Genomic DNA, 25,009 nt, shown 5'->3' with positions numbered 1-25,009 from the left:
GTGTGACGCTGCGCACCGCCGCCGTCCGAGCGAGCGCCGATCCGTCCGGACGGCCGGTGCGCCGCGCCCTCCCACTACCCTCGGAACCATGCCGCCGCCCCCCGCCGCCCGCGCCAAGGTCCTGCGCGCGTTCGCGTCCCTCCTCGTCGAGCAGGGTGAGCGCGCCGCCACGCTCGAGGCCGTCGCCGAGCGCGCCGGGGTGTCCAAGGGCGGGCTGCTCTACCACTTCGGCTCCAAGGACGCGCTCGCCGACGGTCTCACCGAGCACCTGCGCGAGCTCACCGCCGCCGACGTCGCGGCGATGCGCGCGGCGCCCGCCGGGGCCGTGGACTACCTCATCCGCACGTCGACGCTCGTCGACACCGAGTTCGAGCTCGTCTACCTCGCCGTCTCGCGCCTGGCGCAGGGGTCGTTCCCGCGCGCCCGCGCCGCGCTCGACGGCGCGCACGACGCCTGGACCCGCGCCGTCCTCGACGAGGTCGGCGACCCCGTCGTCGCGCGCGCGATCGTCCTGCTCAGCGACGGGCTCTACGCGCACGCCGCGCTGAGCAGCGACGTGCTCGGTCGTGTCACGGGCGGCACGGCCGCGACCGACGACGGCGACGGCGACGGCGTCCCCGAGGAGGACCTCGCCTTCCGCGGGCCCCGGCCCGGCGACGACGTCGACGACCTCCTGCGGCTCATCGACGAGCTCGTCGCGCTGCGCCGCGCGTCGACCGCCTGAGCCGGGACCGTCCCGCGACGCCGGAGGCCCGGTGGCACGCCTGTCGACGTGCCACCGGGCCTCCGGATCCCGGGGGTGCTGCCTGCCGCTACCCGCCGAACGAGAACGCCACGGAACGCTCCCGCGTGACCTGCTCACCGTCGACGTCGGCGGCGAACGAGACGTCCACCTGGCCCTCGACCGGCTCCGTCGTGCGCACGGCGAACGCCTGGTAGGCGCTCGCCCCCGCCTCGACGCGCGGGAAGTGCTTGCGCCCGAACGGCGTCACGACGCTCACGTCCGCGGTGCTGTCGCCCTCGTTGAGCACGCGCACGCTGAGGTAGAGCTTGCCCGCGAGCCAGCGCGGGCTCACGTCGACGGAGAAGTGCGGCCCGGGGTCGTCGGCGCACGGGTCGGCCGTCGGCGCGTCCTCCCAGACGGCCCCGTAGGACCGTGAGTACGCCCACCCGTCGACCCACGCCGACGCGCCGAGCACCAGATCGATGTCGTCGAGCCTCCACGTCTCGTCGTAGGCCGGCGAGACCGTACCGTCGCCGTGCGTGACGAACCCCGGCCAGGGCTCACGAGTGACCCACGGGTGACCGAAGCCGGCGTCTCCGTACACGACGTCGTACCCGGTGTTCGGCCCCTCCCACGAGATGAGGAACGAGCTCTCGTCCACTCCCGCCGGGGGGTCGACGGCGATGTCGACGAACGGCTCGCCGGCCTCGCACACCGGCGTCACCGAGACGACGTCGAGCGCGCACCGCGGCCGCACGACGGAGTACCACTCGAGGAGCAGCCGCCCGTCCCCGAGCGCTCGCCACTCACCCGTCGTGCCGGCGCCGCCGGGGAACTCGTACCCGGCCGCCGCCGTCGCGACGATGCCGTCGTCGCCACGCGCGTACGACACCTGCGCGGTGTCCGGCGGGAGGTGCACGTCCTGCGGCGTCGCCGCGCAGTCCGTCAGGGCTCGGGGCGTCTCGGGCACGACGATCTCGCCGCCCGAACCGCAGGACGAGACGCCCGACTCGTTGCGGTCGAAGGCGTCGTCCGCCGCGTCGACGACGACCTGCCACGTCTGGCCCGACCACTCGTCGAGCCGGGTGCCGAACCAGTAGGAGCCGTACTCGTCGACGCGGCCCTCGGTGACGACCTCGGCGTCCACCACGACGGTGACCGCCGAGCCGGCCGGGAAGCCGCCGAGCGAGACGTTGAGGTTCCCGCAGTACGCGTCGGCGGAGAACCAGTCGCTGGGCGGCTCTCCGCACGGCGTCGTCGTACCGCCGCCCGAGAAGTCCTCCTCGACCTCACCGGGTGCGTCGACGACGACGCTCCAGTCGTGCGCGACCGAGCCGTCGACGTCGTACCAGAGCGTGTGGTAGCCGTCGAAGACGACGTCTTCGACGGTCTCACCGTCGACGGTCGCGACGAACGCCGTACCGTCCGGGTATCCGTCGAGCGTGACGTAGAGGGACGAGCAGCCGGCTTGGACGTCCGGGACGGCGGCGGCTGCGGGGGTTGCCGTGGCGACGGCGATGCCGCCGAGGGCCAGCACCGTCCCCACGGTGCTGGCAAGGAGCTTCTTCACTCGGTGTCGTGGTCCTTCACGAGAGGACGGCGCGCGCCGTCGGCGGAGATGTCGAGCGCATTCAACCAGACCTGGGCACGACCTGGACATCCCCGACGAACCGCCTGTGCGCCGGGACCGGGAGCGGACGGCGGATCAGCCGTCGTACGCCGCCCGCAGCGGACCGAGTTCGAGCTTGGCCTGCGTCATCATCACGTCGACGACGCGCTGGACGCGGGCGGGGTCCGGGTCCTGCAGCATCGCGAGGAACTCGACCGGGACCACCTGCCAGGACAACCCGAAGCGGTCCTTGAGCCAGCCGCACTGCGACTCCTGACCGCCGTCGGTGAGCGCCGCCCAGTACGCGTCGACCTCCTCCTGCGACTCGCACTCGACGACGAACGACACCGCCTCGGTGAACGGGAACTGCGGGCCGCCGTTGATAGCGGCGAACCGGTGCCCGGCGAGCTCGAAGTCGGCCGACACCGCTGTGCCATCGGGCTGGCGGAACACGTCGCCGACCGTCGCGTCGGGGAACACGCTCGCGTAGAAGGTGATGGCCTCCTCGAGGTTGCCGTCGAACCACAGGCTCGGCACGATCGCGCGCATCGTCGTCTCGCTTCGTCGGTCTTGCGGGCGGCCGGACGACCACCCACCGGTTCCGACGCGTCCCGGGGGCCGAACTCATCGCGCGCCCCTGGCCCCGCGTCGGGTGGGCGGGGACGGCGGGGACCGCCCTACGCGGACGCCTTCTTCCGCGTCGTCTTCGCCGTCGTCTTCTCCTTCGAGGACGACGAGCGGCCCGAGGTCTTCTTGGCCGCGGGCTTCGAGCCCTCGTCCTTCGCGCCACCGCCCTTGGCCCGGGAACCGGAGGAGCCCTTGCCCGACGACGAGGCGGCCTTGCGGCCCGAGCCGCCCTTCGCCGTCGACCCGCCGGACGACCCCGACCCGCCGGCGCGGCTGCTCTTCGAGGACGCGACGGACTTGCGCAGCGCCTCCATGAGGTCGATCACCTCGGCGCCCTCGCCCTTCTCGGGCTGCTCGCCGAACGTCTCGGCGGTGTCGAGCGCGTCCCCCTGCTCGAGCTTGGCCTCGATGAGCTGGCGGAGCTGCACCTGGTAGTCGTCCTCGTACTCCTCGGGCGTGAAGTCCGCCTCGAAGCTCGCGACGAGCTGCGCGGACATGGCGAGCTCCTTGTCGGTCACCTTCGCCTCGTCGTCCAGCGAGGGGAACGCGGCCTCGCGCACCTCGTCGGCCCACAGCAGCGTCTGGAGCACGAGCACGTCGTCGCGCACGCGCATCGCAGCGAGCCGCGTGCGCTGACGCAGCGCGAACTTCACGATCGCCGTCCGGTCGGTCTCCTCGAGCGTGCGCCGCATGAGCACGTACGCCTTGTTGGACTTCGAGTCGGGCTCCAGGTAGTAGCTGCGGTCGAGCAGGAGCGGGTCGATCTGCTCGCTCGGCACGAACTCGACGACCTCGATCTCGCGGCTGCGCTCGGCGGGCAGCGCCGCGAAGTCCTCGCCCGTGAGCACGACGGTGCGCTCGCCGTCGTCGTACGCCTTGTCGATGTGCTCGTACGGCACGACCTCGCCGTCGATCTCGCACACGCGCCGGTAGCGGATGCGCCCGCCGTCCTTGTCGTGCACCTGGTGCAGCGGCACGTCGTGGTCCTCCGTCGCGGAGTACACCTTGACGGGGACGTTGACGAGACCGAACGTGATGGCGCCCTTCCAGATGGCCCTCATGCGTCCATGGTGGCGCCCTGCGCGCCCGCCCGCGAGGGGGCGGCGGCTCCGGGTCGCAGGCGAGCGACGCGCGCCCCCGCCCGACGACGCCCGCGTGTGGGTGGCCCGCGGCACCATGGTCTCGTGGCGGGGACGAGGTTCGAGTTCGAGGCAGAGCTGTGGCGGTGGGAGGCGCGCACCGACAGCTGGGTGTTCGCCGCGCTGCCGGAGGACGTGAGCGACGAGATCGCGGAGCTGCCCCTCCCGCCCGCGGGGTTCGGCTCGGTCAAGGTCGAGGTGACGCTCGGGGCGCAGCGCTGGTCGACGTCGGTGTTCCCCGACGCGGGGCGCAAGACGTTCGTCGTGCCCATCAAGGCCGCGGTGCGGCGCGCCGAGGGCGTCGACGTCGGCGACCGGGTGACGATCGGCGTCGAGACCCTGCTCTGACGGGCGTCAGCCGAGCAGGCCGACGTGCAGCGCGCGCAGGACGGCGCGCGTGCGGTCGCGCGTCCCCAGCTTGAGCAGCACGGTCGACACGTGGTTCTTCACGGTCCCCTCGGCGAGGAAGAGCGCGTGCGCGATCTCGCGGTTGGAGAACCCCGCCGCGACGAGACGGAGCACCTCGAGCTCACGGTCGGTCAGCTCCTGCACCGGGCCGGTGCCGTCGTCCAGGTCGTCGGCGGGGACGGTCCCGGCTCGCACCGCCCGGAGGAGACGGTCGGTGATCGACGGCTGCACGAGGGTGCCGCCGGTGGCGAGCGCGCGGACGGCGCCCGTGAGCTGCTCGAGCGTCACGTCCTTGAGGAGGTAGCCGCGGGCTCCCGCCCGCAGGGCGCGGAGCACGAGCGCGTCGTCGTCGAACGTCGTGAGCACGAGGACGGGCACGTCGTGCCCGCTCTCGGCCATCGCCTCGAGAGCCCAGATGCCGTCGTGGCGCGGCATGCGCAGGTCGAGCAGGACGACGTCGGGCTCGTGCTCGCGCACGGCCGCGAGCGCCGTCATCCCGTCCTCCGCCTCCGCGACGACGGTGATGTCCGGCGCGAGCTCGAGGAGGCTGCGGATCCCCTGCCGCACGAGGGTCTGGTCGTCGACGAGCAGGACGCGCACCGCGGGGTCGCTCATGCTCCGGTCACGGTCGAGCCGACCGGTCCGGCACCCCGCACGAGGGCTCGGCCGTCGCCGTCGACGCGGCGGCGCTCGACGACGCTCCGCCGCACGGGGTCGAGCTCGACCTCGACCCGGAACCCGTTCCGCCCGTCGAGCCGGACGGTCCCGCCGGCGGCGCGGACCCGCTCCTCGATCCCCCGCAGCCCGTTGCCGGGCTCCACACGCGCGGCGCCCCACCCGTCGTCCTGCGCGACGAGCCGCACCCGGCCCTCGTCGGCGGTGACGACGACGTCGAGCACGGTCGCCTCGGCGTGCCGGATCGCGTTGGTCAGCGCCTCCTGGACCACGCGCACGAGCACGACCGTCTGGTCCTCGTCGACCGTGACGTCGTCGGCGACGGCGACTCGCACGCGCGGCACGGTCACCCGCTCGGCGAGCGCGCCGAGCGACTCCTGCAGGCTGGGCGCCTGCCGCCGCAGCTCGCCCACCGTGGCGCGCACGTCGCCGAGCAGCTCACGGGCGACGTCCTTGGCCCGGAGCACGTGCTCGCGCGCCGGGCCGCCGTCCTGGTGGCTCGCCGTCTCCAGCTCGAGGGCGAGCACGGTGAGCTGGTGGCCGAGGACGTCGTGCAGCTCACGCGCGATCCGCAGGCGCTCCTGGGAGCGCGTCGACTCGTCCCGCAGCACCGCCGCCGCGCGCAGCTCGACGTGCGCGACGGCGAGCTGCTCGCGCATGCGGCGCTCGCGCTGGAGCGCGAGGGTCGAGCCGACGCTCGCGACCTGGAGCAGCAGGTAGATCGTCGCGGTGAGCAGGGCGTCGGTCGCCGAGCCGCGCAGCCCGACGGCGGCACCGACGACCACGGCGTTCACCGCGACGACGACCGCGACGACCGGCACGGGCACCACGTACACGCTCAGCGCCGCGACGACGACGAGCAGGATCGGGAGCCAGCCCGCGCCGGGCGCCGTGAGCACGAGCGTCCCCACGAGCACGACCTGCGCGCCCAGCAGCGTGTACGCGCGGGGCGTGGCGAAGCCCGACCCGAGGACGATCCCGACGGTGGCGAGGACGAACGCCGCGAACACCGCGAGCCAGGCCACGACGGGGAGCGTCAGGGCATCGGGGGCGGCGATCGGGACGAGCGCCCCGATGCCGAGGATGACGACGAGCATCGCGATGCCCGCCCACACCTCCGGGTCGGTCCGTCGCATCCCTCCACCCTACGGACCCGCCGGCCGGGCGCGACGTGCCGGAAGTCATGGGCGGGGTCGGTGACGACCGGCACGCGCGGGCCGGTCCCCGCGGTCCCTAGCGTCGGAGCACGCACCTGGGCAGGACGACCCGAACGGTGGCACGCACGCCGCGGACGAGCAGGAGGACGACATGGACGCCGTCGACGCACGGAACCTCACGAAACGCTACCGCCGCAAGGGAGGGACCACGACGGCGGTGGACGACGTCAGCCTCGTCGCCGTCGAGGGCGAGGTCCTGGGGATCCTCGGTCCCAACGGTGCGGGCAAGACGACCACGGTCGAGATGGTCGCGGGCGTGCGCCGACCCGACCACGGGTCCGTGCGGGTGCTCGGCCTCGACCCGTTCTCCGACCGTGCCGCGGTGCGCCAGGTGCTCGGGGTGCAGCTCCAGTCGGGCTTCCTGCACGGCGCGCTGACGGTGCGCGAGCTCGCGCACCTCTACCGCACGTTCTACGGCGCGGGCCGCGACCCCGACGAGCTGGTCGCGACGCTCGGGCTCGAGGAGCAGCGCGACGTACGCTACGAGCGGCTCTCGGGGGGCCAGCAGCAGCGGGTCGCGATCGTCCTCGCGCTCGTCGGGGACCCGCGCGTCGTGATCCTCGACGAGCTCACCACGGGGCTCGACCCGCAGGCGCGCCGCCAGGTGTGGGGCGTCGTCGAGGACCTGCGCGACGGCGGAGCGACCGTGCTCCTCGTCTCGCACCTCATGGAGGAGGTCGAGCGGCTGTGCGACCGCGTGACCCTGATCGAGAGCGGTCGTGTCGTCGCGCACGACACCCCGGCCGGGCTGGTCGCGGGCGCCGGGCTGGACCAGCGCGTGCGCTTCCGCGTCGCGGAGCCGCTCCCGTCCGCGCTCCTGGACCGCGTCCCCGGCGTGGAGGACGTCGCGGTCCGCGGGGACCAGGTCGTGGTGACCGGGCGCGGCGACCTGCTCCAGGAGGTGAGCACCGCGCTCGTGCGGGCCGGCGTCGTCGCGACCGAGACCCGGCTCGAGCGCGCGACGCTCGACGACGCGTTCCTCGCCCTGACGGGACGCCCGCTGACCGACGACCTGCCGGGCGAGTCCCGGGCGACGACCGCCCCGACCGAGGAGGCCGCATGACCACCACCGTCCCCGCCGTCACGACCCCGTCCGGACGGGGCGCCTCGACGCGTCCCGGGCCGCGCGCGTGGGCGGCGCTGGTCGGCGCCGAGGCGCGGATGGTCGCGCGCGACACCGCCGGGCTCGTCATGCCGTTCGGCATGCCCGTGCTGATCCTCGTCATGTACGGGCTCAGCGACGCCACGACGACGGTCCTCCCGGGCTCGGGCGGACGGACGGCGTTCGACGTCTTCGTCGTGCCGGTCGTGCTCGCCGTCGTCGTCGGCATGATCGGCGTCGTCAACATGCCGAGCTTCCTGGCCTACTACCGGCGGTCCGGCATCCTCAAGCGTCTGTCCGTCACGCCCGCGTCGCCCGCGATGGTGCTCGTCGCGCAGGTCGTGGTGAGCCTTGCCCAGACCGCCGGGGGCGTCGCGCTCGCCCTCGGCGTCGCGACGGTCGCGTTCGACGCACGGCTCCCCGCCTCCCCCGGGGTCGCGCTCGGCGTGCTCGCCCTGGCGTCGGCGGCGATGTACGCGGTCGGGATGCTCGTGGCCGCCGTCGCGCCGACCCCGAACGCCGCGCTCGCGCTCGGCCTCGTCGCGTTCTTCGCGTTCGGGGCGACGGGCGGCATGTTCGGCGCCGTGTCGAACCTCCCCGAACCGGTCGCGCGGGTCGGGGAGATGCTGCCCTTCGGCGCCGCGGTGCAGGCGCTCGGCGACGCGTGGGCAGGGCAGCCCGTGGAGCCGGCGCACCTCGTCGCGCTCGGCGGCGCGGTCGTCGTCGGGACCGTCGGCGCGGCGCGCTGGTTCCGCTGGACCTGAGGCCGGCTCCGCCGGCCACCGGCGCCGCCCATCCGCGGGGTGGGTGGCGTCAGCCGTCGTGGCGGCGCTCGTGGAACGCCTCGTCGGCGACCTGCGCCGTCCGCATGAAGCTCTCCATCACCTCGCGCGGCGTGGCGAGCTCGTCCGTGTTCTCCGTGGGCTCGGGCACGCCGTCGAGGCCGCGCACCTCGTCGTGGATGCGCTCCATCGTCGTGTCGAGCGTCGCGGCGACGTCGGCCGCGAGCTTGAGGGCGTCGGTGAGGTGCTGCGGCACGTCCCGCTGGTACTTGTAGTAGATCTTGTGCTCGAGGCTCGCCCAGAAGTCCATCGCGATCGTCCGGAGCTGGATCTCCACCACGACGTCCTCGACGCGGTCCGACAGGAACACCGGCACCTGCACGATGAGGTGCAGGCTCTTGTACCCGTTGCCCTTGGGGTGGGCGATGTAGTCGCGCTCCTCCAGGACCGTGAGGTCGCGCTGGCCGACGAGCAGGTCCCGCACGCGGTAGATGTCCGAGACGAACGCGCACGTCACGCGCACGCCCGCGACGTCGAACATGCTCTCCCGCACGCCCTCCGGAGTGAGCGGGATCCCCTTGCGCCGCGCCTTCGCGACGATCGAGTCGAGCGACTTCAGGCGCGAGCCGAGGTGCTCGATGGGGTTGTCGTCGTGGACGTGCCGGAACTCGTCGCGCAGGACGGTGATCTTGGTCATCACCTCGTCGATGCCGAACTTGTAGTTCATCATCAGGCGCCGGAACTCGCGGACGCGCGGACCGATCTCCGCGGGGAGCGGTACGTCGTCGGTCGTCAGGTGCGTCACGGTGTTCCTCTCGGTCCTGCCTCGTCCCGGCGGTCTCCCCGGCTGGGTCGGACCGCCTCCTCCAGTGTGCACGGTCGGGGGCGCCGGGAAGTTCCCGCGGCGGCCCGCGGGCAGGGCCCTTGGTCCCGCGTCGGGTCCCGTCCGGCGGGCGGCGCGGACCCGTGCGCGCCACGATGGGCCCATGGCCACCTCATCGAGCCGCGGCGCGGGCGAGACGGTGAGCGTCGGGGGCCACCGCCTGCGGCTCACCAACCTCGACAAGGTCCTCTACCCCGCCACCGGCACGACGAAGGCGGACGTCCTCGCGTACCTCGCGGCCGTCGCCGACGTCATGCTCCCCCACTGCGCCCACCGGCCCGCGACGCGCAAGCGCTGGCCGGACGGGGTCGACGGGCAGGTGTTCTTCCAGAAGAACGCGGGGCAGGGCGTGCCGTCGTGGGTGCGCACGCGCCGCATCCAGCACAAGAGCAGCGCGAACGACTACGTGCTCGTCGACGACCTGGCCACGCTGACGTGGCTCGGCCAGACAGCGTCGCTGGAACTGCACGTGCCGCAGTGGCAGTTCGGCCGCACCGGGGTCCACCTGAACCCGGACCGGCTCGTCCTCGACCTGGACCCGGGGCCCGGGGCCGGGCTGGCCGAGTGCGCGGAGGTCGCGCGCCTGGCCCGGCAGATCCTGCAGGGCATGGGGCTCGAGCCCCTGCCCGTGACGAGCGGGTCCAAGGGCATCCACCTGTACGCCGCGCTCGACGGCAAGCAGGACGCCGCGGCCGTCTCCGCCGTCGCGCACGAGCTCGCGCGCTACCTCGAGGCCGAGCACCCCGACCTCGTCGTGAGCGACATGAAGAAGTCGCTGCGCGGCGGCAAGGTGCTCGTCGACTGGAGCCAGAACAACGGCAACAAGACGACCATCGCGCCGTACTCGCTGCGCGGGCGCGAGCACCCGACCGTCGCCGCGCCCCGCACGTGGGAGGAGCTCGACGACCCCGACCTGCGGCACCTCGACAAGGACGAGGTGGTCGAGCGCGTGCGCACGATCGGCGACCCGCTCGCGGCCCTCACCCTCGGCCACCTCTCCGCGCTCGAGCCCACGCCCGAGCGCATGGCGACGTTCGAGCGCAAGGGCGCTGCGACGTCGGGCAGCGGCGGAGACGGCCCCGGGGCGAGCGACGACGACCGACCCGACCGCTTGCACCGGTACCGCTCGATGCGTGACGCCCAGCGCACGCCCGAGCCGGTGCCGGACGACGCACCGCCCCCGAGCGCGGGCAACAGCTTCGTCATCCAGGAGCACCACGCCCGGCGGCTGCACTGGGACTTCCGGCTCGAGCACGACGGCGTCCTCGTGAGCTGGGCGCTGCCCCGCGGCGAGCCGACCGACCCGAAGAAGAACCACCTCGCCGTCCAGACCGAGGACCACCCGCTCGCGTACGGGTCGTTCGAGGGCACGATCCCGCAGGGCGAGTACGGAGCGGGCGAGGTGACGATCTGGGACGCCGGAACGTACGAGCTCGAGAAGTGGCGCGACGGCAAGGAGGTCATCGTCACCCTCCACGGCGAGCAGCACGGCACGCGCCGACTCGCCCTCATCCACACGGGCGGCCGCGACGGTCGCGACGAGGACAACTGGCTCATCCACCTCATGGCCCCGCGTGGTGAGACGAAGAAGGCGAGCGCCCCACCCGCCACCCGACCCGACCCCAGCCACGACGAACCACAGCCCGCGCGGACCGACTGGCGGCCCATGCTCGCCTCGCCCGCGTCGGCCGGCGACCTGCACGACGGCGACGACTGGGCCTTCGAGATGAAGTGGGACGGGTTCCGGGCTCTGGCGCACGTGTCGCGCGGTCACGTGCGGCTCGTGAGCCGCTCGGGCAAGGACATGACCGTGACGTACCCGGAGCTGCAGGCGCTCGCCGAGCAGGTCCCGGCCGCGGCGCTGCCCGTCGTGCTGGACGGCGAGATCGTCGCGCTCGACGCGCGGGGGCGGCCGAGCTTCCGGCGCCTGCAGCAGCGCGCGAACATCGCCAAGCCGGGGGACGTCGCGGCGGCGCGGCGCAAGGTCACCGTCGACCTCATGGTGTTCGACGTCCTGGAGACCGCGGGCCGCTCGCTCGCCAAGCGCCCGTACGACGAGCGGCGCTCGGTGCTGGAGGAGGCGCTGGGCGACGCACGCGCGCCGGTCCACGTGCCGCCCGCGTTCGACGGCGACCTCGACGCGGCGATGGAGACGTCGAAGCGGCTCGGCCTGGAGGGCGTCGTCGCCAAGCGGCGCGACGGCACGTACTCGTCCGGCCGCCGGTCGACGCTGTGGCTCAAGCTCAAGCACGCGCAGTCGCAGGAGGTCGTCGTCGTGGGGTGGCGGCCGGGACACGGCGACCGGACGCACCTCGTCGGGTCGCTCCTGCTCGCGGTGCCCGACGGCGACCGGCTGGTCTACGTGGGCCGCGTCGGGTCGGGCTTCACGGACGCCGAGCGACGCGACCTCGTCGCCGAGCTCGGCCGGATCGAGCGCACGACGGCGCCCGCGACGGGAGTGCCCCGCGAGGACGCGCGGGACGCGCGCTGGGTCTCGCCGCGTCGGGTCGCCGAGGTCGTCTACGCCGAGTGGACGGGGCCCGGCGAGGGCGAGGGCGACGACATCCCGTTCGGCAAGCTGCGGCACCCCGTGTGGAAGGGGTGGCGGCACGACAGGTCGCCGGCCGACGTCGTGCGCGAGGAGCCCGCGACGCTCGACAGGTGACGGACCGTCGACGGCCCGTTGACGCGGCCCGCGACCCGCGGGACCGTTGCTGCGTCGAGGTTCCTCGGCGCCCCTCCGACGCAGGACGGTGACCATGACCGACACGTCCTCCGCACCTCCCGCCCCCGAGCGCCCGCCCCGGCTCCCGCCGCGCTGGTTCGTCCGCACGGCCTGGGTCGTGCACCGCGCGTACTACCGGGTCACGGGTCACCGGCGGGGCCTGTGGCGCCCGCAGCCCGAGAAGTGGGGCACGCTCCTGCTCCGCACGGTCGGGCGGCGATCCGGCCGCGAGCACGACGTGATCGTCGGCTACGTCGAGGACGGCCCGAACCTCGTCACGCTCGCGATGAACGGCTGGGCCGCGCCCGAGCCGGCGTGGTGGCTCAACCTCCAGGCGCACCCCGACACCACCGTCGAGCTGCACGGCGAGACGCGCGCCGTCCACGGTCGCGCGGCCGAGGGGGCGGAGCGCGCCCGGCTCTGGGAGCGGTGGCGCACGTTCGACCACGCGCTGGACGGGTTCGCCGCGCGCCGCCCGACCGAGACCGCGGTCGTCGTGCTGGAGCCCCGTCCCGCAGAGGCGCCGGCCGGCGACGGCGCGTAGGGCGAGGGGCGCTGCCGACGCGTCCCGCCGGTCGTCACCCGGTGCTCGGCGCGGCTCTCGGCCTGGTCCGGAACCGGTCCGGGACGTCGAAGGGGCGTCCGTGCAATTGGTATACCATTTCGCCATGGCACATCTCCCCCTTCCCGGTGGCGCCGCGCCCCTGCGGCGGCGTACGCGCCGCACCCGGCGCGCCGTCGCGGCGTGGGCGACGGCCGTCGTCGTCGGCCTGCTCGCCGCCTGCTCGCCGGGCGATCCGGGCGATCCGGGCGACGCTGCCTCTCCCGATCCCGCGCGGACCCCCGGCGCCACGTCCCCCGCCCCGACCCCTGCGCCCGACCCCTCGGACGAGCCCGCGGTCCCCGGGGAGCCGGTGGAGGCCCCCGCGCGCTACCTGCTCGCGACGGAGGCCGAGTCCGACGGGCTCGCCGTCGTCGATCCGACGATCCGGGACGGGAGCGCCGTCGTCGACCGCGTCGAGGTCGGCGCCGCGCCCTGGGGGATCGCCGTGCACGCCCCGACGATGCGCGCGTACGTCTCGACCGCGCAGGGCGTCGCGGTCGTCAACCTCACCACGCGCGAGCGCGTCGACCTGATCCCCTACCGAGACACGCCCGCCCGGGTCGGGTTCGGCGAGTACCGACGCGGCGGCATGGGCGTCGCGGTGTCGCCGGACGGCACCCGCGTCTACGTGGCCGTCCACCGGGGCGACTCGTCCACGCTCGAGACGATCGACGTCGCCGCGCGCGAGGTCCTCGCGAGCACGCCCGTGGGCCTGCGGCCGTTCGACGTGCTCGTCGCGGCCGACGGCCGCGAGGTCTACACGGTCGACCACGACGAGTTCTCCGTGCACGTCGTCGACACCACGACGTTCGAGGCCCGGCGGATCGAGGTCGCCCCCTTCGGCACGGAGGGCGGCCTCGCGTCGTTCGAGAAGCCGCACTACGCCGTCCTCGACGACGACGGGTCACTCCTCCTCCCCTACCAGGGACGCGTCCTGGTCCGTCTCGACCCGGCCACCGGCACGACGACGACGGTGCCGTCCGCGGCCGACAGCCACCAGCACGGCGTCGCCCGCGCGCCCGACGGCCGCGTCGTCGTCGTGGGCAACGGCCCGTTCGGCAACGCCGCGGGCGGCCCCAACGTGGCCGTGCTCGACCCCGCGACCGGGTCGGAGCAGGTCGCGCCGCTGACGCGCCGGCACGAGACCGCGACCACGTGGACCGACCCCGCGACTGGGGCCCTCAACGCCGTGCTCGCCGGCGGCTACACCCAGGCCGAGGCGTGGGACGGCGCGACCGTCGTCGACCTCGCCACCCTCGCCACGTACGAGATCCAGATCCCCGGACGGCCCCAGGTCGTCGTCCCGCTCCCGGAAGGACCCGCCGCATGACCAGCCCGAGCGCCCCCGAGACCGTCACCGTCCTGCGCGACGTCCGCCCCTGGGGCGGCGAGCGGGTCGACCTGCACGTCGCCGACGGACGGATCGCCGCGGTGACGCCGCACGACCCTGCCGCGCCCGCGCCGTCGGGCACGTCGTCGGACGCGCCGGCCGCCGGGGCGGACGGGGTCGTCGACGGACGCGGTCTGCTCGCGCTGCCCGGCCTCGTCAACGCCCACGCGCACGTCGACAAGAGCTGGTGGGGCAAGCCGTGGGTCAGCTACGGCGGCGAGGCGACGACGCAGGGCCGCATCGCGCACGAGCGCGCGCACCGCGACGAGCTCGGGATCCCCGGCGTCGACGTCACGCTCGCGGTGCTGCGCGAGTTCGTCCGCCACGGCACGACGGCGATCCGCACCCACGTGGACGTCGACCTCGGCCTGGGCCTGCGCGGCATCGAGGTCGTGCGCGAGGCGCTCGCCGCGCTCGGCGGCGCCGTGCACGCCGAGATCGTCGCGTTCCCCCAGGACGGCGTGCTGCGTCGCCCGGGCGTGCTCGACCTCCTCGACGCGGCCGCCGCCGCGGGGGCCGAGCACGTCGGCGGGCTCGACCCCGCGTCGATCGACCGCGACCCGGTCGGCCAGCTCGACGGGCTCTTCGCGATCGCCGAGCGCCGCGGCGTCGGGATCGACGTGCACCTCCACGACGGCGGCGACCTCGGCGCGTTCCAGGTCGAGCTCATGATCGACCGCACGCTGCGCGCGGGGCTCCAGGGCAAGGTCAACGTCGCGCACGGCTTCGCGGTCGGCGACGTCCCGGCGTCGCGCCAGGCGGACCTCGTCGCCGCGATGGGCGAGGCGGGCATCACCATGACGACCGTCGCGCCGATCGGCGCCGCGCCCCTGCCCGTGCACGCGCTGCGCGCCGCGGGCGTCGCCGTCGGGCTCGGCACGGACGGGATCCGCGACCTGTGGTCGCCGTACGGGACCGGGGACCTCCTCGCCCTCACGACGCAGCTCGCGCGCCTGTCGCGGTTCCGGTACGACGAGGAGCTCGTCACCGCGGCGCGCGTCGCGACGTCCGACGCCGCGCGCTTCGTCGGCCGCGACGTGCACGACCTCGTCGTCGGCGCGCCCGCGGACGTCGTCCTCGTGGACGCCGAGAACGTGCCCGACGCCGTCGTGCGCGCCCCGCGCCGCGCGCTCGTCGTGGCCGCGGGCCGGGTCGTCGCGCGCGACGGCGACGTGCTCGTCTGAGCCCTCCCCGAGGCGGGCCGTCGCCCGGCCGCCACCCGCGCGCGGCCGGGCGATGAGTTCGTGGGGCACCGGTCGTCTACCTCCACGACACACGTACCGGGCGAACCGCCCACGACGCCGGAGGCACACTCATGAGCACGCAGATCTTCGTCAACCTGCCCGTCAAGCACCTCGACGCCTCCAAGGCGTTCTACACGTCCCTCGGGTACTCGGTGAACGAGCAGTTCACGGACGAGAACGCGTCCTCGATCGTCCTCAGCGACACGATCTACGTCATGCTCCTCACCGAGGAGTTCGCGAAGCGGTTCACGAACAAGTCGATCGCCGACGCCACGGCGACGACCGAGGTCATCAACGCCCTGAGCGTCGGCACGCGCGAGGAGGTCGACCGCCTGGCCGACGCCGCGTTCGCCGCCGGCGCCACCCCGGTCAAGGACCCCCAGGAGGAGGGCGGGTTCATGTACTCCCGCAGCTTCGCCGACCTCGACGGCCACCAGTGGGAGGTCCTCTTCATGGACCCGACCGCGTTCGAGGGCTGACGCACCGCACGAGGTAGAGCGTCCGGTCTCGAGGTAGAACCCCGCGTGTCCTCCCTCGAGACCGGACGCTCTCTCTCGTGACGGTCGGTCTCGGGAATCGGGCGGGCGCGCGTGCCGTTGCCGCCATCATGCGAGCCATCACCTACTCCCGCTACGGCGGCCCCGACGTCCTCGAGACGACCGAGCTCCCGACCCCCAAGGTCGGGCCCGACTCCGTGCTCGTGCGCGTGCGCGCCGCGAGCGTCAACCCGGTGGACTGGAAGGTCCGCGAGGGCTACCTCGACCAGATCATGGACGTGGCGTTCCCCGTCGTCCCCGGCTGGGACGTCGCGGGCGTCGTCGAGCGCGTGGGCCTGGACACGCCCGAGCTCCAGGTGGGCGACGAGGTGTACGGGTACGTGCGCAAGGACGTCATCGGCGGCGAAGTGTCGGGCGGGACGTTCGCCGAGCTCGTCGCGGCGCCGGTCCGCACGCTCGCGCGCAAGCCCGCGGCGTGGTCGTTCGAGGAGGCCGCCGCCGTGCCGCTCGCGGGTCTGACGGCATTCCAGACGATCCGGCGCGCGGGGGTCGCGGCGGGGCAGACGGTCCTCGTGCACGCCGCGGCCGGCGGCGTCGGGTCGTTCGCCGTGCAGATCGCGCGGGCGCTCGGCGCGCGCGTGATCGGCACCGCGTCCGAGCGCAACCACGACTTCCTGCGCTCGCTCGGCGCCGAGCCGGTCACGTACGGCGACGGGCTCGCGGACCGCGTCCGGGCGCTCGCGCCCGAGGGCGTGGACGTCGTCCTCGACTACGTGGGCGGCGACGCGCTCGACACCGTGCCCCAGGTGCTGCGCGACGGCGGCACGGTCGCCTCGATCACGGAGGCCCGGGCGCGCGACGAGCTCGGCGGGCACTACGTGTGGGTGCGCCCCGACGCGGCGGACCTCGCGGAGCTCGCGCAACTCGGCGAGGAGGGCGTACTGCGTCCGGAGGTCGCGGAGGTGTTCGACCTCGCCGACGCCGCCGACGCGCACCGCGCGAGCCAGTCCGGCCACGTGCGCGGCAAGATCGTCGTCCGGGTCTGACCCCCGCGACATCGACCCGAGCGTCCCCAGATCGACCCACCGAGGGTCGATCTCGGCCGCTCGGGTCGATCTCGTCGTCGTCAGGCGTCCGGCAGCTCCCGCAACGGCGACGTGAGGTCGCCACCCGCGTCTCCCGTGTTCACGGTCCCTCGGCGCTCGACGAGCACGGCGGAGGTCTCGACGGCGGCCCGCGGCCGGTGCTCGACACCCCGCGGCACGACGAACAGGTCGTGCGGCCCCAGCACGACCGCCCGCTCGACGCCGTCCTCGCGCAGGTCGATCGTCAGCTCGCCCGCGAGCACGAGGAACAGCTCGTCGGTGTCGGGGTGGGTGTGCCAGACGAACTCGCCGCGCACCTTGACCACCTTGACGTCCTGGTCGTTGAGGCTCGCGACCCGGTGGGGCTGCCAGTGCCCGTCGAACGTGTCGAGGGCGGCGAAGAGGTTGCGCGCGTCGGTCATGTGCCCACCCTGCCACTCCCCTGCGCGCCGCGAGATCGACCCGCACGTCCGAGATCGACCCTCAGAGGGCCGACGTCGGAGCGCTCGGGTCGATCTCGCGGGTGAGCGGTGCCACGCTGGCACCATGAGCAGCACCGACGCCGCACGTCCGGGGGCCGCGTTCGGCCCCGAGGTCTACGCCGCCCGCCGCGAGCGCGCCGCCGCGCACGCCCGCGACGCCGGGCTCGCGGGGCTCCTCGTCTCGCCGGGGCCCGACCTCGCCTACTTCACCGGCTACGCGCCGCCGGACACCGAGCGCCTCACGCTGCTCGCCATCCCCGCGGGCGAGCCCGGCGCACGGGCCGGCGCGTCCGTCGTCGTGCCGCTGCTCGAGCGCGGCGACCTGGTCTCGGCCCCGGGCGCCGACGGGCTCGACGTCGTGACCTGGCGCGACGGCGACGACGAGCACGACGCCGCCGCACGCCTCCTCGACGGGACCGGCACCTATGCCGTCTCGGACTCGACGTGGGCGCTGCACGTGCTCGGTCTCCAGCGAGCCCTCCCGGACGCGCGGTTCACCGCGTTCACCGACGCCGTCCCGACGCTGCGCGCCGTCAAGGACGCGCAGGAGGTCGAGCGCCTCGCCGCGGCGGGCGCCGCCGCCGACGCCGCCTTCGGCCAGATCCGCGAGGTCGCGTTCGCGGGCCGGCGCGAGCGGGAGGTCGCCGCCGACCTCGACCGGTTCCTGCGCGAGCACGGGCACGAGCAGGTCGACTTCACGCTCGTGTGCGCGGGACCGAACGGCGCCGACCCGCACCACGACGCGGGCGACCGGGTCATCGAGCCGGGCGACCTCGTCGTGCTCGACTTCGGCGGGCTCCGCGACGGCTACGGCTCGGACACGACGCGCACGGTCCTCGTCGACGGTGGCACCGACGACGCGCTCGCCGCGCAGCAGCGCGAGGTCTACGACGTCGTCCGCCGCGCCCAGCAGGCAGGGGTCGACGCCGTACGACCCGGCGCGACGTGCCAGGACGTCGACCGCGCGGCGCGCGCCGTCATCACCGACGCGGGCTACGGCGAGTTCTTCGTGCACCGTACGGGGCACGGCATCGGCACCACGACCCACGAGCCGCCGTACATGGTGGAGGGCGAGGACCGGCCGATCGAGCCCGGCATGTGCTTCTCCGTCGAACCGGGCATCTACCTGCCCGGACGGTTCGGCGTGCGGATCGAGGACATCGTCGTCGCGTTCCCGCCGGACGTGCCCGACGGCGCACGCCGCCTCAACACCTCGACGCACGACCTCCAGACCGTCCGGTGAGGGACCCGGCGCGCTGGCCCGCCGACAACGCGGCCCAGAGCGGGCGGCCCGTGCGCGACCTGTGCCGCCGGGTCCTCGACCTCGCAGGTCCGGGCGACGGGCGCCTCGCGCTCGACCTGGGCTGCGGGGCGGGCGTCGAGACGGCCGCGATGCTCGACGCCGGGTGGCGCGTCGTCGCGCTCGACCCGGCCCCGGGGACCGGCGACCTGGTGCGTGCGGTCGTCGGGCCGGGCGACCGCGGTCGGCTCGCCGTGCACGAGGCCGGCTTCGCGGACGTCTCCAGCCTGGTCCGCCCCGCGGCCGTGCAGCTCGTCCACGCGAGCTACGCGCTCCCGCACGTGCCGCGAGCGGTGTTCGACGACGCGTGGCGGCAGGTCCGCGCCGCGCTCTCCCCGGGCGGGTGGCTCGCCGTCGACCTGTTCGGCGACCGCGACTCGTGGGTCGGCGCGCAGGACGAGACCTTCCTGTCGCGCGCCGAGGTGGACGACCTCCTCGCCGGGCTGGACGTCGTCGTGCTCGACGAGGTCGAGGAGGACGGCGAGGCGTTCAGCGGGCCGAAGCACTGGCACACGTACGCCGTGGTCGCCCGAGCACCGGGCTGAACGTGCACGCTCAGGCGGCGGCGTCCGCGGTCGTGCGCACCTTCTCGTTGCGGATGCCGACCCAGCTCAGCACGCCGCCGAGGACGAGCAGCGCCGCCGTGACGACGAGCGAGCGGTGGAAGCCGTCGAGATCGAGCACGCCGCCGACGATCACGCCCGCGAACGCGATGACGACCAGGCCCGCGACGCGGGACACCGCGTTGTTCACCGCCGAGCCGATCCCGGCGTCCCCTGCGGGGATCGAGCCGAGGATGGCGGACGTGAGCGGGGCCACGGTCATCGCGAGGCCGAGGCCGAAGAGCACGAGGCCCGGCAGGACCTGGGTGACGTAGACGGCGTCGTCGGTCGTCGTGAGCAGCAGCAGATAGCCGGCCCCGCCGACGATCGGCCCGACCGTCATGAACAGGCGCGGGCCGTACCGGCCCGCGAGCGCCCCGAACCGCGTGGACAGCGCGAGGAGCACGAGGGTCACCGGGAGCTGGGCGAGGCCGGCGGCCGTCGCGCTGTACCCGCCGACCTGCTGGAGGAACAGCGTGACGACGAACCCGCCGAAGTAGAGCGCCCCGTAGATGGCCGCCGTCGCGAGGTTGCCCCACGCGAAGTTGCGCACGCGGAACAGGCGCGGCGGGAGCATGGGGTCGGGGGCGCGACGCTCCCACCCGACGAACACCACGAGGCACGCGACCCCGACGACGCACGGCCCCCACACCACCGGGCTCGCCCACCCGAACCGGCCCTGCTCGATGAGCGCGAACACGGTGCCGGCGAGCCCGACGGCGGCGAGCGTCGCCCCGGCGACGTCGATGCGCCGTCGCCCGTCTGGGCCACCCGCGGCCCCCGGCTCCTCCGCCGCGGACCGCGGGACGCCGCGCAGCAGCCACAGCGTCACCGCGACGGGGAGCACGTTGATCCAGAACACCCAGCGCCACGAGATGGTGTCGATGAGGATCCCGCCGAGCAGGGGGCCGACGAGCGACGCGGTGCTGGTCCACGCGGTCCAGGAGCCGATCGCGCGGGACTGCCGCTCGCCGTCGAACGTCGAGATGATCATGGCGAGCGAGCTCGGCACGAGCAGCGCACCCGCGACGCCCTGGAGCCCGCGCGCGACGACGAGGAACAGCCCGTCGGGGGCGAGCGCGCACGCGACCGACGTCACCGCGAAGCCGACGAGGCCGATCGCCATGACGCGGCGCCGGCCGTGGACGTCGGACAGGGAGCCCGCCAGGAGGATGAGCGCGCCGAGCGTGATCATGTACGCGTCGACGGCCCACTGCTGCAGCGCGAGGCCCGTGACCGGCCCGGTCGTCAGCTCGGCGGAGATCGCGGGCAGCGCGACGTTGACCACCGAGCCGTCCAGGAACGACACGAACGACGCGAGGACCGCGACCACCAGCACCCGCTGCTGCACCGTCACCGACCCACCGTACGACTCGACTCTCATGCCGTCCCGGCCGAGGCGACCGGCACGGCGTGACGTGCGGTGCTGCGCACGGCGGCCGGCTCGCCACCATACCTAGAGGTAGGTATGGTGGCGGCCATGACGACGACCGACGCCCGCGCGCGCCTCGTCGCCGCCGCGCAGGAGCTGTTCTGGGCCCAGGGCGTCGGCGCGACCAGCCCGCGCGAGGTCCTCGCCGCGAGCGGCGTGGGCCAGGGCAGCCTGTACCACCACTTCCCCACCAAGCACGACCTCGCCGCGGCGGCCGTCCACGCCACGACGGCCGCCGGGCTCGACGCGGCGCACCGCGACCTCGACGCCGACGGGACCGCCGTCGAGCGCCTCGTCCGCTACCTCGAACGGCCGCGGCCCGCGCTCGCCGGGTGCAAGGTCGGGCGCCTCGTGAGCGACCAGGCCGTCATGGACGACGCCACGCTGGCGGCAGAGGTCCGGACCTACTTCCGCGGGCTCGTCGACCTGGCCGCCGCCGTCCTGGCGGAGGACGGGCTGCCCGACGACGCCGCCCGCGACCGCGCGCTGGCGGCCGTCGCGATCGTGCAGGGCGGGTACGTCCTGGCGCGCGCCCTCGACGACCCCGACGCGATGACCGCCGCCGCGCGGGGCTTCGTCGCGCTGCTCGACCCCCGCCCCGCAGACCCGTTGGAGGACGCATGACCGACACCCCCGACCGCCCGTCCCTGCGCGAGCGCCTGCGCGCGCTCCCGGTGTTCGGCGACGACCTGCCCGGCCTCGACGTCGACGCAGCACCGGACGAGCCGAGCACCCTCTTCGTCCGCTGGCTCGAGGAGGCGATCGACGCGCGCCTGCCCGCACCGCACGCCGCGACCCTCTCGACCGCCGACGCGAGCGGCCGGGTCGACGCCCGGACGCTGATCCTCAAGGACGTCGACGGCGACGGCTGGGTCTTCGCCACCCGCGCCGACTCGCCCAAGGGCCTGGCGCTCGCGCAGAACCCGAACGCCGCACTGACGTTCTTCTGGCGCGAGCACGGCCGCCAGGTGCGGGTGCGCGGTCCGGTGGTCCCGCTCGGCTCCGACGCGTCCGCCGCCGACTTCCTCGCGCGCTCCGACGCCTCCCGCGCGACCGCGCTCGCGGGACCGCAGAGCGACCCGCTCGCGTCGCAGGACGCGTACCGGACCGCGTGGGACGCGGCGCTCGCACGGGTCCGCAGCGAGCCCGGCCTCGTCCTCGACGCGTGGACCGCGTACGCCCTGGAGCCCACGAGCGTCGAGTTCTGGGCGTCCTCGCCCGAGGGCCAGACCCGCCTCCGCTACGCCGCCGCCGCGGACACCCGGACCGCAGCACCCCCCACCTGGACGAAGGAGCTCCTGTGGCCCTGACCGGAACCAGCCCGCTCGCCCTCCCCGACGTCGAGGACGCGCGCCACGACGCACGGTCCGCGCTCGCCGCCGTCACCGCCGCGACGCGCACCCTCGGCGACGACGGCCTCGCCGGCCCCTCGACCCTTCCCGGCTGGTCGCGCAGCCACGTGCTCGCGCACGTCACGGCGATCGGCGAGGCCATGGCCCGACAGGCGGAGCACGCCGCCCGCGGCGCGCTCGTCGAGGTGTACGACGGCGGAGCCGCCGGCCGCGAGGCCGGCATCCAGGCGGGCGCGCGCCGGTCCGTCGCCGCGCACGTCGTCGCGCTCGAGACGCTCGCCGAACGCCTCGACGCCGCGTGGCCGGGGCCCGGGTCGTCCGGGTGGGACGCCCCCGTGACTTACCGCGACGGGGCCGTCGCCGACGCGCTCGTCGCATGGTGGCGCGAGGTCCGCATCCACGCCGTGGACCTCGACGCCGGGATCGGCCTCGACACGTGGCCGCGCTCCCTCGACCTCCACCTCCTCGACTTCCTCGGGGTCCGGCTCACGGACGACGTCACGGTCGAGCTCGCGAGCGAGCCCACCGCGCTCGGGGTGGGTCCGGGCGGCCTCCGCCTCGCCGAACCCGGGGTTCCTCCCGACTCCGAGACCCCCCCGGGGACCGACCCCGGGTTCGACGCGCGAGCCGGTGTCGTCGTCCGGGGTCGCCTCACCGACGTCGCCGCCTGGCTCGCGGGCCGCACCGCCGACGCCGAACCCCTCGCCTTCCGCTCCGGCGAACCGGTCGCCCTCCCCGAGATCGGCCCCTGGCCCTCCCCGTACTCGCCGCCGCAATAGACCCGCGGCGGGGTTCGGCGCGCGGCCGAGTCTCGGGCGCGAGCCGAACCCGCGCTCAGCCGTCGAGCCTCTGAGCCCTCCGCGACCTGCTCTCCCTCGGCGGACGGGGGTCCCGGGGTGCGGGTGAGACGTCCGGCCTGTGCCGGTCGGGACGTTCGTCCCGCGAAAGTGTGACGCACGCCCGTGACGGAACCCACACTTAGTGCACTCTTTCACAAGCGTAGAATCGGAGCGTGTCGAGTCGAGCGAGCAACCCCGCAAGCAGCGCAGACCAGATCGACGTAGCACTCATCGGCGGTGGCATCATGAGCGCCACGCTGGGAGCCCTCCTCAAGGTCCTGGAGCCTTCCTGGACCGTGCGCATCTACGAGCGTCTGGACGCTGTGGCGCAGGAGTCGTCGAACCCGTGGAACAACGCCGGGACCGGCCATGCCGCCCTGTGCGAGCTGAACTACACGCCGGAGAAGGCGGACGGCTCGATCGACATCACCAAGGCGGTGAAGATCAACGAGCAGTTCGAGGTGTCGCGCGAGTTCTGGCACCACCTGCTCACCACCGGCGCGCTCCCCCAGCCCGCGAGCTTCATCTCCCGCACGCCGCACATGACCTTCGTGCGCGGCGCGGAGAACGTCGACTACCTGCGCCGCCGGTTCGAGACGCTGCGCCGGCACCCGCTCTTCAGCGAGCTCGAGTTCAGCGACGACCCGGCCGTGATCGCCGAGTGGGCCCCGCTCCTCGTCGCGGAGCGCGACGGCGACGAGCCGGTCGCGGCGACGCGCGCGACGAGCGGCACGGACGTCGACTTCGGCGCCCTCACGCAGCAGCTCGTCGACTACCTCGTCTCGCAGGGCACGCAGCTCTACCTCGAGCACGAGGTGAAGAACCTCAAGAAGACCAAGGACGGCCGCTGGCGCCTGACGGTCAAGGACCGCTCGTGGAACGCCCCGAAGCGCCGCTCGACGGTCGAGGCGCGGTTCGTGTTCGTCGGCGCAGGCGGTGGCGCCCTGCCGCTGCTCCAGGCCGCGGGCATCCCCGAGGCCAAGGGCTACGGCGGCTTCCCCATCAGCGGCGAGTTCCTGCGCACCGACAGCCCCGAGCTCGTCGCGCAGCACCAGGCCAAGGTGTACGGCAAGGCCGACGTCGGCTCCCCGCCCATGTCCGTCCCGCACCTGGACACGCGCGTCGTCGACGGCAAGACCTACCTGATGTTCGGCCCCTATGCCGGGTTCAGCCCCAAGTACCTCAAGAAGGGCAAGTACCTCGGGCTGTTCACGTCGCTGCGCCTGCACAACCTCGGCTCGATGGTCGGTGCGGGCCTGAAGAACCTCGACCTCACCCAGTACCTGGTCGGCCAGCTCCTGGCGAGCCCGGAGACCAAGTTCACGGCGCTCCAGGGCTTCATGCCGACGGCGCACCCCAAGGACTGGGAGACCATCACCGCCGGCCAGCGCGTGCAGGTGATCAAGAGGGACAAGGACGGCAAGGGCGTCCTCGAGTTCGGCACCGAGGTCATCGCCGCCGGCGACGGCTCCATCGCGGGCCTGCTCGGGGCCTCGCCGGGCGCGTCGACCGCGGTCCCCGCGATGATCGACCTGCTGGAGCGCTGCTTCCCCGCGCGTTTCACCAAGTGGCGCCCCGAGCTCGCGACGATGGTCCCGAGCCTCGGCCACGCCCCCTGGGAGGCCGAGGAGCTCGAGGGTCTCGACCAGCTCACCGGCGGCGCGGACGTCGACGCGGTCGGCTCGCGCGCCTGACCAGGATCTGACGCCCCTCCCCCACGACGGCCCGGACCTCCACGAGGTCCGGGCCGTCGCGTCTCTGTCGCCACGTCTCTGTCGCCCCCTCTCTGTCGCGGCGTCTCTGCAGCCGCCTCCTTGCCGTCCTGGCCGTCTCGCGTCCGTCGTCGTGCGTCCGACGCGGGCACCGACCGCGTCAGCGCGGGAGCGGCACGCGCCGCGCCGCGCTCGGCGGACGCCGGTTCGACGTCGGCGGCTCGGCGAGCGTCGCCGACGCCTGCGCCGGGGCACCCCGCACGCCGTCGCGCACGGCAGGGTTCGGGACGACGCGCCGCAGGACGAGCTCGGCCGCGACCTCGTGCGGGTCGACGTGCGCGCCCTGCGCGTCAGGGCGCGAGGCCGCCGCCCGCAGGTCGGCGTCGAGGCGCTGCGCGTCGCGGTCCGGGCGCTCGCCGTCGACCGACCGGTCGCCCCAGGCGCCGGCACCGGGCCACGCGCCGTCGGACCCCGCGGGGAACCACGGTCGCGCGGGGTCCTCGCGCCGCACCGCGAGCGCCGCGACGGTCGGGCCGCCGACGAGGAGAAGAACCACCACACCCCAGATGATGTCCATGC

At 74.4% G+C, this 25,009-nt stretch carries 25 protein-coding genes; 16 read left to right on the top strand and 9 right to left on the bottom strand.

Annotation, left to right across the window (positions count from 1 at the left end):
- The first annotated feature begins 88 nt into the window (after positions 1-88).
- Positions 89-724 (top strand): TetR/AcrR family transcriptional regulator, encoded by a 636-nt coding sequence (locus tag ACTJIY_RS16585; RefSeq protein ID WP_440673917.1) that lies wholly within the window; start codon positions 89-91, stop codon positions 722-724.
- A gap of 88 nt (positions 725-812) precedes the next feature.
- On the opposite strand, the gene ACTJIY_RS16580 is transcribed toward ACTJIY_RS16585, so the two are convergent.
- From ACTJIY_RS16580 to ku, 3 genes are all read right to left on the bottom strand, one after another.
- A complete protein-coding gene (locus ACTJIY_RS16580) occupies positions 813-2,294 on the bottom strand; it encodes a hypothetical protein (protein ID WP_440673916.1) in 1,482 nt (493 codons plus the stop codon).
- 135 nt (positions 2,295-2,429) lie between these two features.
- A complete protein-coding gene (locus tag ACTJIY_RS16575) occupies positions 2,430-2,882 on the bottom strand; it encodes a VOC family protein (RefSeq protein ID WP_440673915.1) in 453 nt (150 codons plus the stop codon).
- Between the two features lie 128 nt (positions 2,883-3,010).
- Entirely contained in the window at positions 3,011-4,021 is a 1,011-nt protein-coding gene (gene ku / locus ACTJIY_RS16570; RefSeq protein WP_253050370.1) for a non-homologous end joining protein Ku, read from the bottom strand.
- 123 nt (positions 4,022-4,144) lie between these two features.
- Between ku and ACTJIY_RS16565 the strand changes: the two genes are divergently transcribed.
- On the top strand, positions 4,145-4,447 hold the full coding sequence (locus ACTJIY_RS16565) for a DUF1905 domain-containing protein (protein WP_253050372.1): 303 nt from the start codon (positions 4,145-4,147) through the stop codon (positions 4,445-4,447).
- Positions 4,448-4,453: 6 nt separating this feature from the next.
- Here ACTJIY_RS16565 and ACTJIY_RS16560 read toward each other — a convergent pair whose 3' ends face one another.
- Together ACTJIY_RS16560 and ACTJIY_RS16555 are read right to left on the bottom strand one after the other, a co-directional pair.
- A complete protein-coding gene (locus ACTJIY_RS16560) occupies positions 4,454-5,122 on the bottom strand; it encodes a response regulator (RefSeq protein ID WP_440673914.1) in 669 nt (222 codons plus the stop codon).
- Positions 5,119-6,318, bottom strand: coding sequence for a histidine kinase (locus tag ACTJIY_RS16555; RefSeq protein WP_440673913.1), 1,200 nt, complete (start codon positions 6,316-6,318; stop codon positions 5,119-5,121). Before ACTJIY_RS16555 ends, ACTJIY_RS16560 begins: the two co-directional genes overlap by 4 nt.
- A gap of 172 nt (positions 6,319-6,490) precedes the next feature.
- On the opposite strand from ACTJIY_RS16555, the gene ACTJIY_RS16550 reads away from it, so the two are divergent.
- Both ACTJIY_RS16550 and ACTJIY_RS16545 read left to right on the top strand, forming a co-directional pair.
- A complete protein-coding gene (locus tag ACTJIY_RS16550) occupies positions 6,491-7,462 on the top strand; it encodes an ABC transporter ATP-binding protein (RefSeq protein ID WP_440673912.1) in 972 nt (323 codons plus the stop codon).
- On the top strand, positions 7,459-8,265 hold the full coding sequence (locus ACTJIY_RS16545; RefSeq protein WP_440673911.1) for an ABC transporter permease: 807 nt from the start codon (positions 7,459-7,461) through the stop codon (positions 8,263-8,265). Before ACTJIY_RS16550 ends, ACTJIY_RS16545 begins: the two co-directional genes overlap by 4 nt.
- Positions 8,266-8,314: 49 nt before the next feature.
- Here ACTJIY_RS16545 and ACTJIY_RS16540 read toward each other — a convergent pair whose 3' ends face one another.
- The gene (locus tag ACTJIY_RS16540) at positions 8,315-9,013 is read right to left on the bottom strand and encodes a GTP pyrophosphokinase (RefSeq protein ID WP_440673925.1); all 699 of its coding nucleotides are present in this window, start codon (positions 9,011-9,013) and stop codon (positions 8,315-8,317) included.
- Positions 9,014-9,269: 256 nt separating this feature from the next.
- Here ACTJIY_RS16540 and ACTJIY_RS16535 point away from each other — a divergent pair, with 256 nt between their 5' ends.
- The 6 genes from ACTJIY_RS16535 (at position 9,270) to ACTJIY_RS16510 (ending at position 16,672) form a co-directional block, all read left to right on the top strand.
- Complete coding sequence (locus ACTJIY_RS16535; protein ID WP_440673910.1) at positions 9,270-11,831, top strand: ATP-dependent DNA ligase; 2,562 nt, start codon at positions 9,270-9,272, stop codon at positions 11,829-11,831.
- 94 nt (positions 11,832-11,925) lie between these two features.
- Positions 11,926-12,435 carry a nitroreductase/quinone reductase family protein gene (locus tag ACTJIY_RS16530; RefSeq protein ID WP_440673909.1) on the top strand — a complete coding sequence of 170 codons (510 nt, stop codon included), beginning with the start codon at positions 11,926-11,928 and terminating at the stop codon, positions 12,433-12,435.
- 124 nt (positions 12,436-12,559) lie between these two features.
- Positions 12,560-13,825: a hypothetical protein gene (locus ACTJIY_RS16525; protein WP_440673908.1), complete on the top strand. Its 1,266-nt coding sequence runs from the start codon at positions 12,560-12,562 to the stop codon at positions 13,823-13,825.
- Positions 13,822-15,069 carry an amidohydrolase gene (locus tag ACTJIY_RS16520; RefSeq protein WP_440673907.1) on the top strand — a complete coding sequence of 416 codons (1,248 nt, stop codon included), beginning with the start codon at positions 13,822-13,824 and terminating at the stop codon, positions 15,067-15,069. The genes ACTJIY_RS16525 and ACTJIY_RS16520 overlap by 4 nt, the downstream gene beginning before the upstream one ends.
- 131 nt (positions 15,070-15,200) lie before the next feature.
- Positions 15,201-15,608, top strand: coding sequence for a VOC family protein (locus tag ACTJIY_RS16515; RefSeq protein ID WP_440673906.1), 408 nt, complete (start codon positions 15,201-15,203; stop codon positions 15,606-15,608).
- 128 nt (positions 15,609-15,736) lie between these two features.
- Positions 15,737-16,672 carry an NADP-dependent oxidoreductase gene (locus ACTJIY_RS16510; RefSeq protein WP_440673905.1) on the top strand — a complete coding sequence of 312 codons (936 nt, stop codon included), beginning with the start codon at positions 15,737-15,739 and terminating at the stop codon, positions 16,670-16,672.
- Between the two features lie 80 nt (positions 16,673-16,752).
- Here ACTJIY_RS16510 and ACTJIY_RS16505 read toward each other — a convergent pair whose 3' ends face one another.
- A complete protein-coding gene (locus ACTJIY_RS16505; RefSeq protein ID WP_440673904.1) occupies positions 16,753-17,133 on the bottom strand; it encodes a cupin domain-containing protein in 381 nt (126 codons plus the stop codon).
- A 124-nt stretch (positions 17,134-17,257) separates the two neighbouring features.
- Here ACTJIY_RS16505 and ACTJIY_RS16500 point away from each other — a divergent pair, with 124 nt between their 5' ends.
- Together ACTJIY_RS16500 and ACTJIY_RS16495 are read left to right on the top strand one after the other, a co-directional pair.
- A complete protein-coding gene (locus ACTJIY_RS16500) occupies positions 17,258-18,436 on the top strand; it encodes a M24 family metallopeptidase (RefSeq protein WP_440673903.1) in 1,179 nt (392 codons plus the stop codon).
- On the top strand, positions 18,433-19,038 hold the full coding sequence (locus tag ACTJIY_RS16495; RefSeq protein WP_440673902.1) for a class I SAM-dependent methyltransferase: 606 nt from the start codon (positions 18,433-18,435) through the stop codon (positions 19,036-19,038). Before ACTJIY_RS16500 ends, ACTJIY_RS16495 begins: the two co-directional genes overlap by 4 nt.
- A 10-nt stretch (positions 19,039-19,048) precedes the next feature.
- Here ACTJIY_RS16495 and ACTJIY_RS16490 read toward each other — a convergent pair whose 3' ends face one another.
- Positions 19,049-20,452: an MFS transporter gene (locus tag ACTJIY_RS16490; RefSeq protein ID WP_440673901.1), complete on the bottom strand. Its 1,404-nt coding sequence runs from the start codon at positions 20,450-20,452 to the stop codon at positions 19,049-19,051.
- A 123-nt stretch (positions 20,453-20,575) separates the two neighbouring features.
- Between ACTJIY_RS16490 and ACTJIY_RS16485 the strand changes: the two genes are divergently transcribed.
- From ACTJIY_RS16485 to mqo, 4 genes are all read left to right on the top strand, one after another.
- On the top strand, positions 20,576-21,151 hold the full coding sequence (locus ACTJIY_RS16485; RefSeq protein ID WP_440673900.1) for a TetR/AcrR family transcriptional regulator: 576 nt from the start codon (positions 20,576-20,578) through the stop codon (positions 21,149-21,151).
- Complete coding sequence (locus tag ACTJIY_RS16480; RefSeq protein ID WP_440673899.1) at positions 21,148-21,837, top strand: pyridoxine/pyridoxamine 5'-phosphate oxidase; 690 nt, start codon at positions 21,148-21,150, stop codon at positions 21,835-21,837. Before ACTJIY_RS16485 ends, ACTJIY_RS16480 begins: the two co-directional genes overlap by 4 nt.
- Positions 21,828-22,658: a maleylpyruvate isomerase family mycothiol-dependent enzyme gene (locus ACTJIY_RS16475; RefSeq protein ID WP_440673898.1), complete on the top strand. Its 831-nt coding sequence runs from the start codon at positions 21,828-21,830 to the stop codon at positions 22,656-22,658. The genes ACTJIY_RS16480 and ACTJIY_RS16475 overlap by 10 nt, the downstream gene beginning before the upstream one ends.
- 233 nt (positions 22,659-22,891) lie before the next feature.
- A complete protein-coding gene (mqo, locus tag ACTJIY_RS16470; protein WP_440673897.1) occupies positions 22,892-24,412 on the top strand; it encodes a malate dehydrogenase (quinone) in 1,521 nt (506 codons plus the stop codon).
- Between the two features lie 178 nt (positions 24,413-24,590).
- Here mqo and ACTJIY_RS16465 read toward each other — a convergent pair whose 3' ends face one another.
- Positions 24,591-25,007, bottom strand: coding sequence for a hypothetical protein (locus tag ACTJIY_RS16465; RefSeq protein WP_440673896.1), 417 nt, complete (start codon positions 25,005-25,007; stop codon positions 24,591-24,593).
- Positions 25,008-25,009: the final 2 nt, after the last annotated feature.

Source organism: Cellulosimicrobium sp. 22598 (assembly GCF_052044445.1).
GTDB lineage: Bacteria > Actinomycetota > Actinomycetes > Actinomycetales > Cellulomonadaceae > Cellulosimicrobium > Cellulosimicrobium cellulans_G.
The sequence above is the reverse complement of the archived record's forward strand: the minus strand, read 5'-3'. Positions and strand labels throughout refer to the sequence as shown.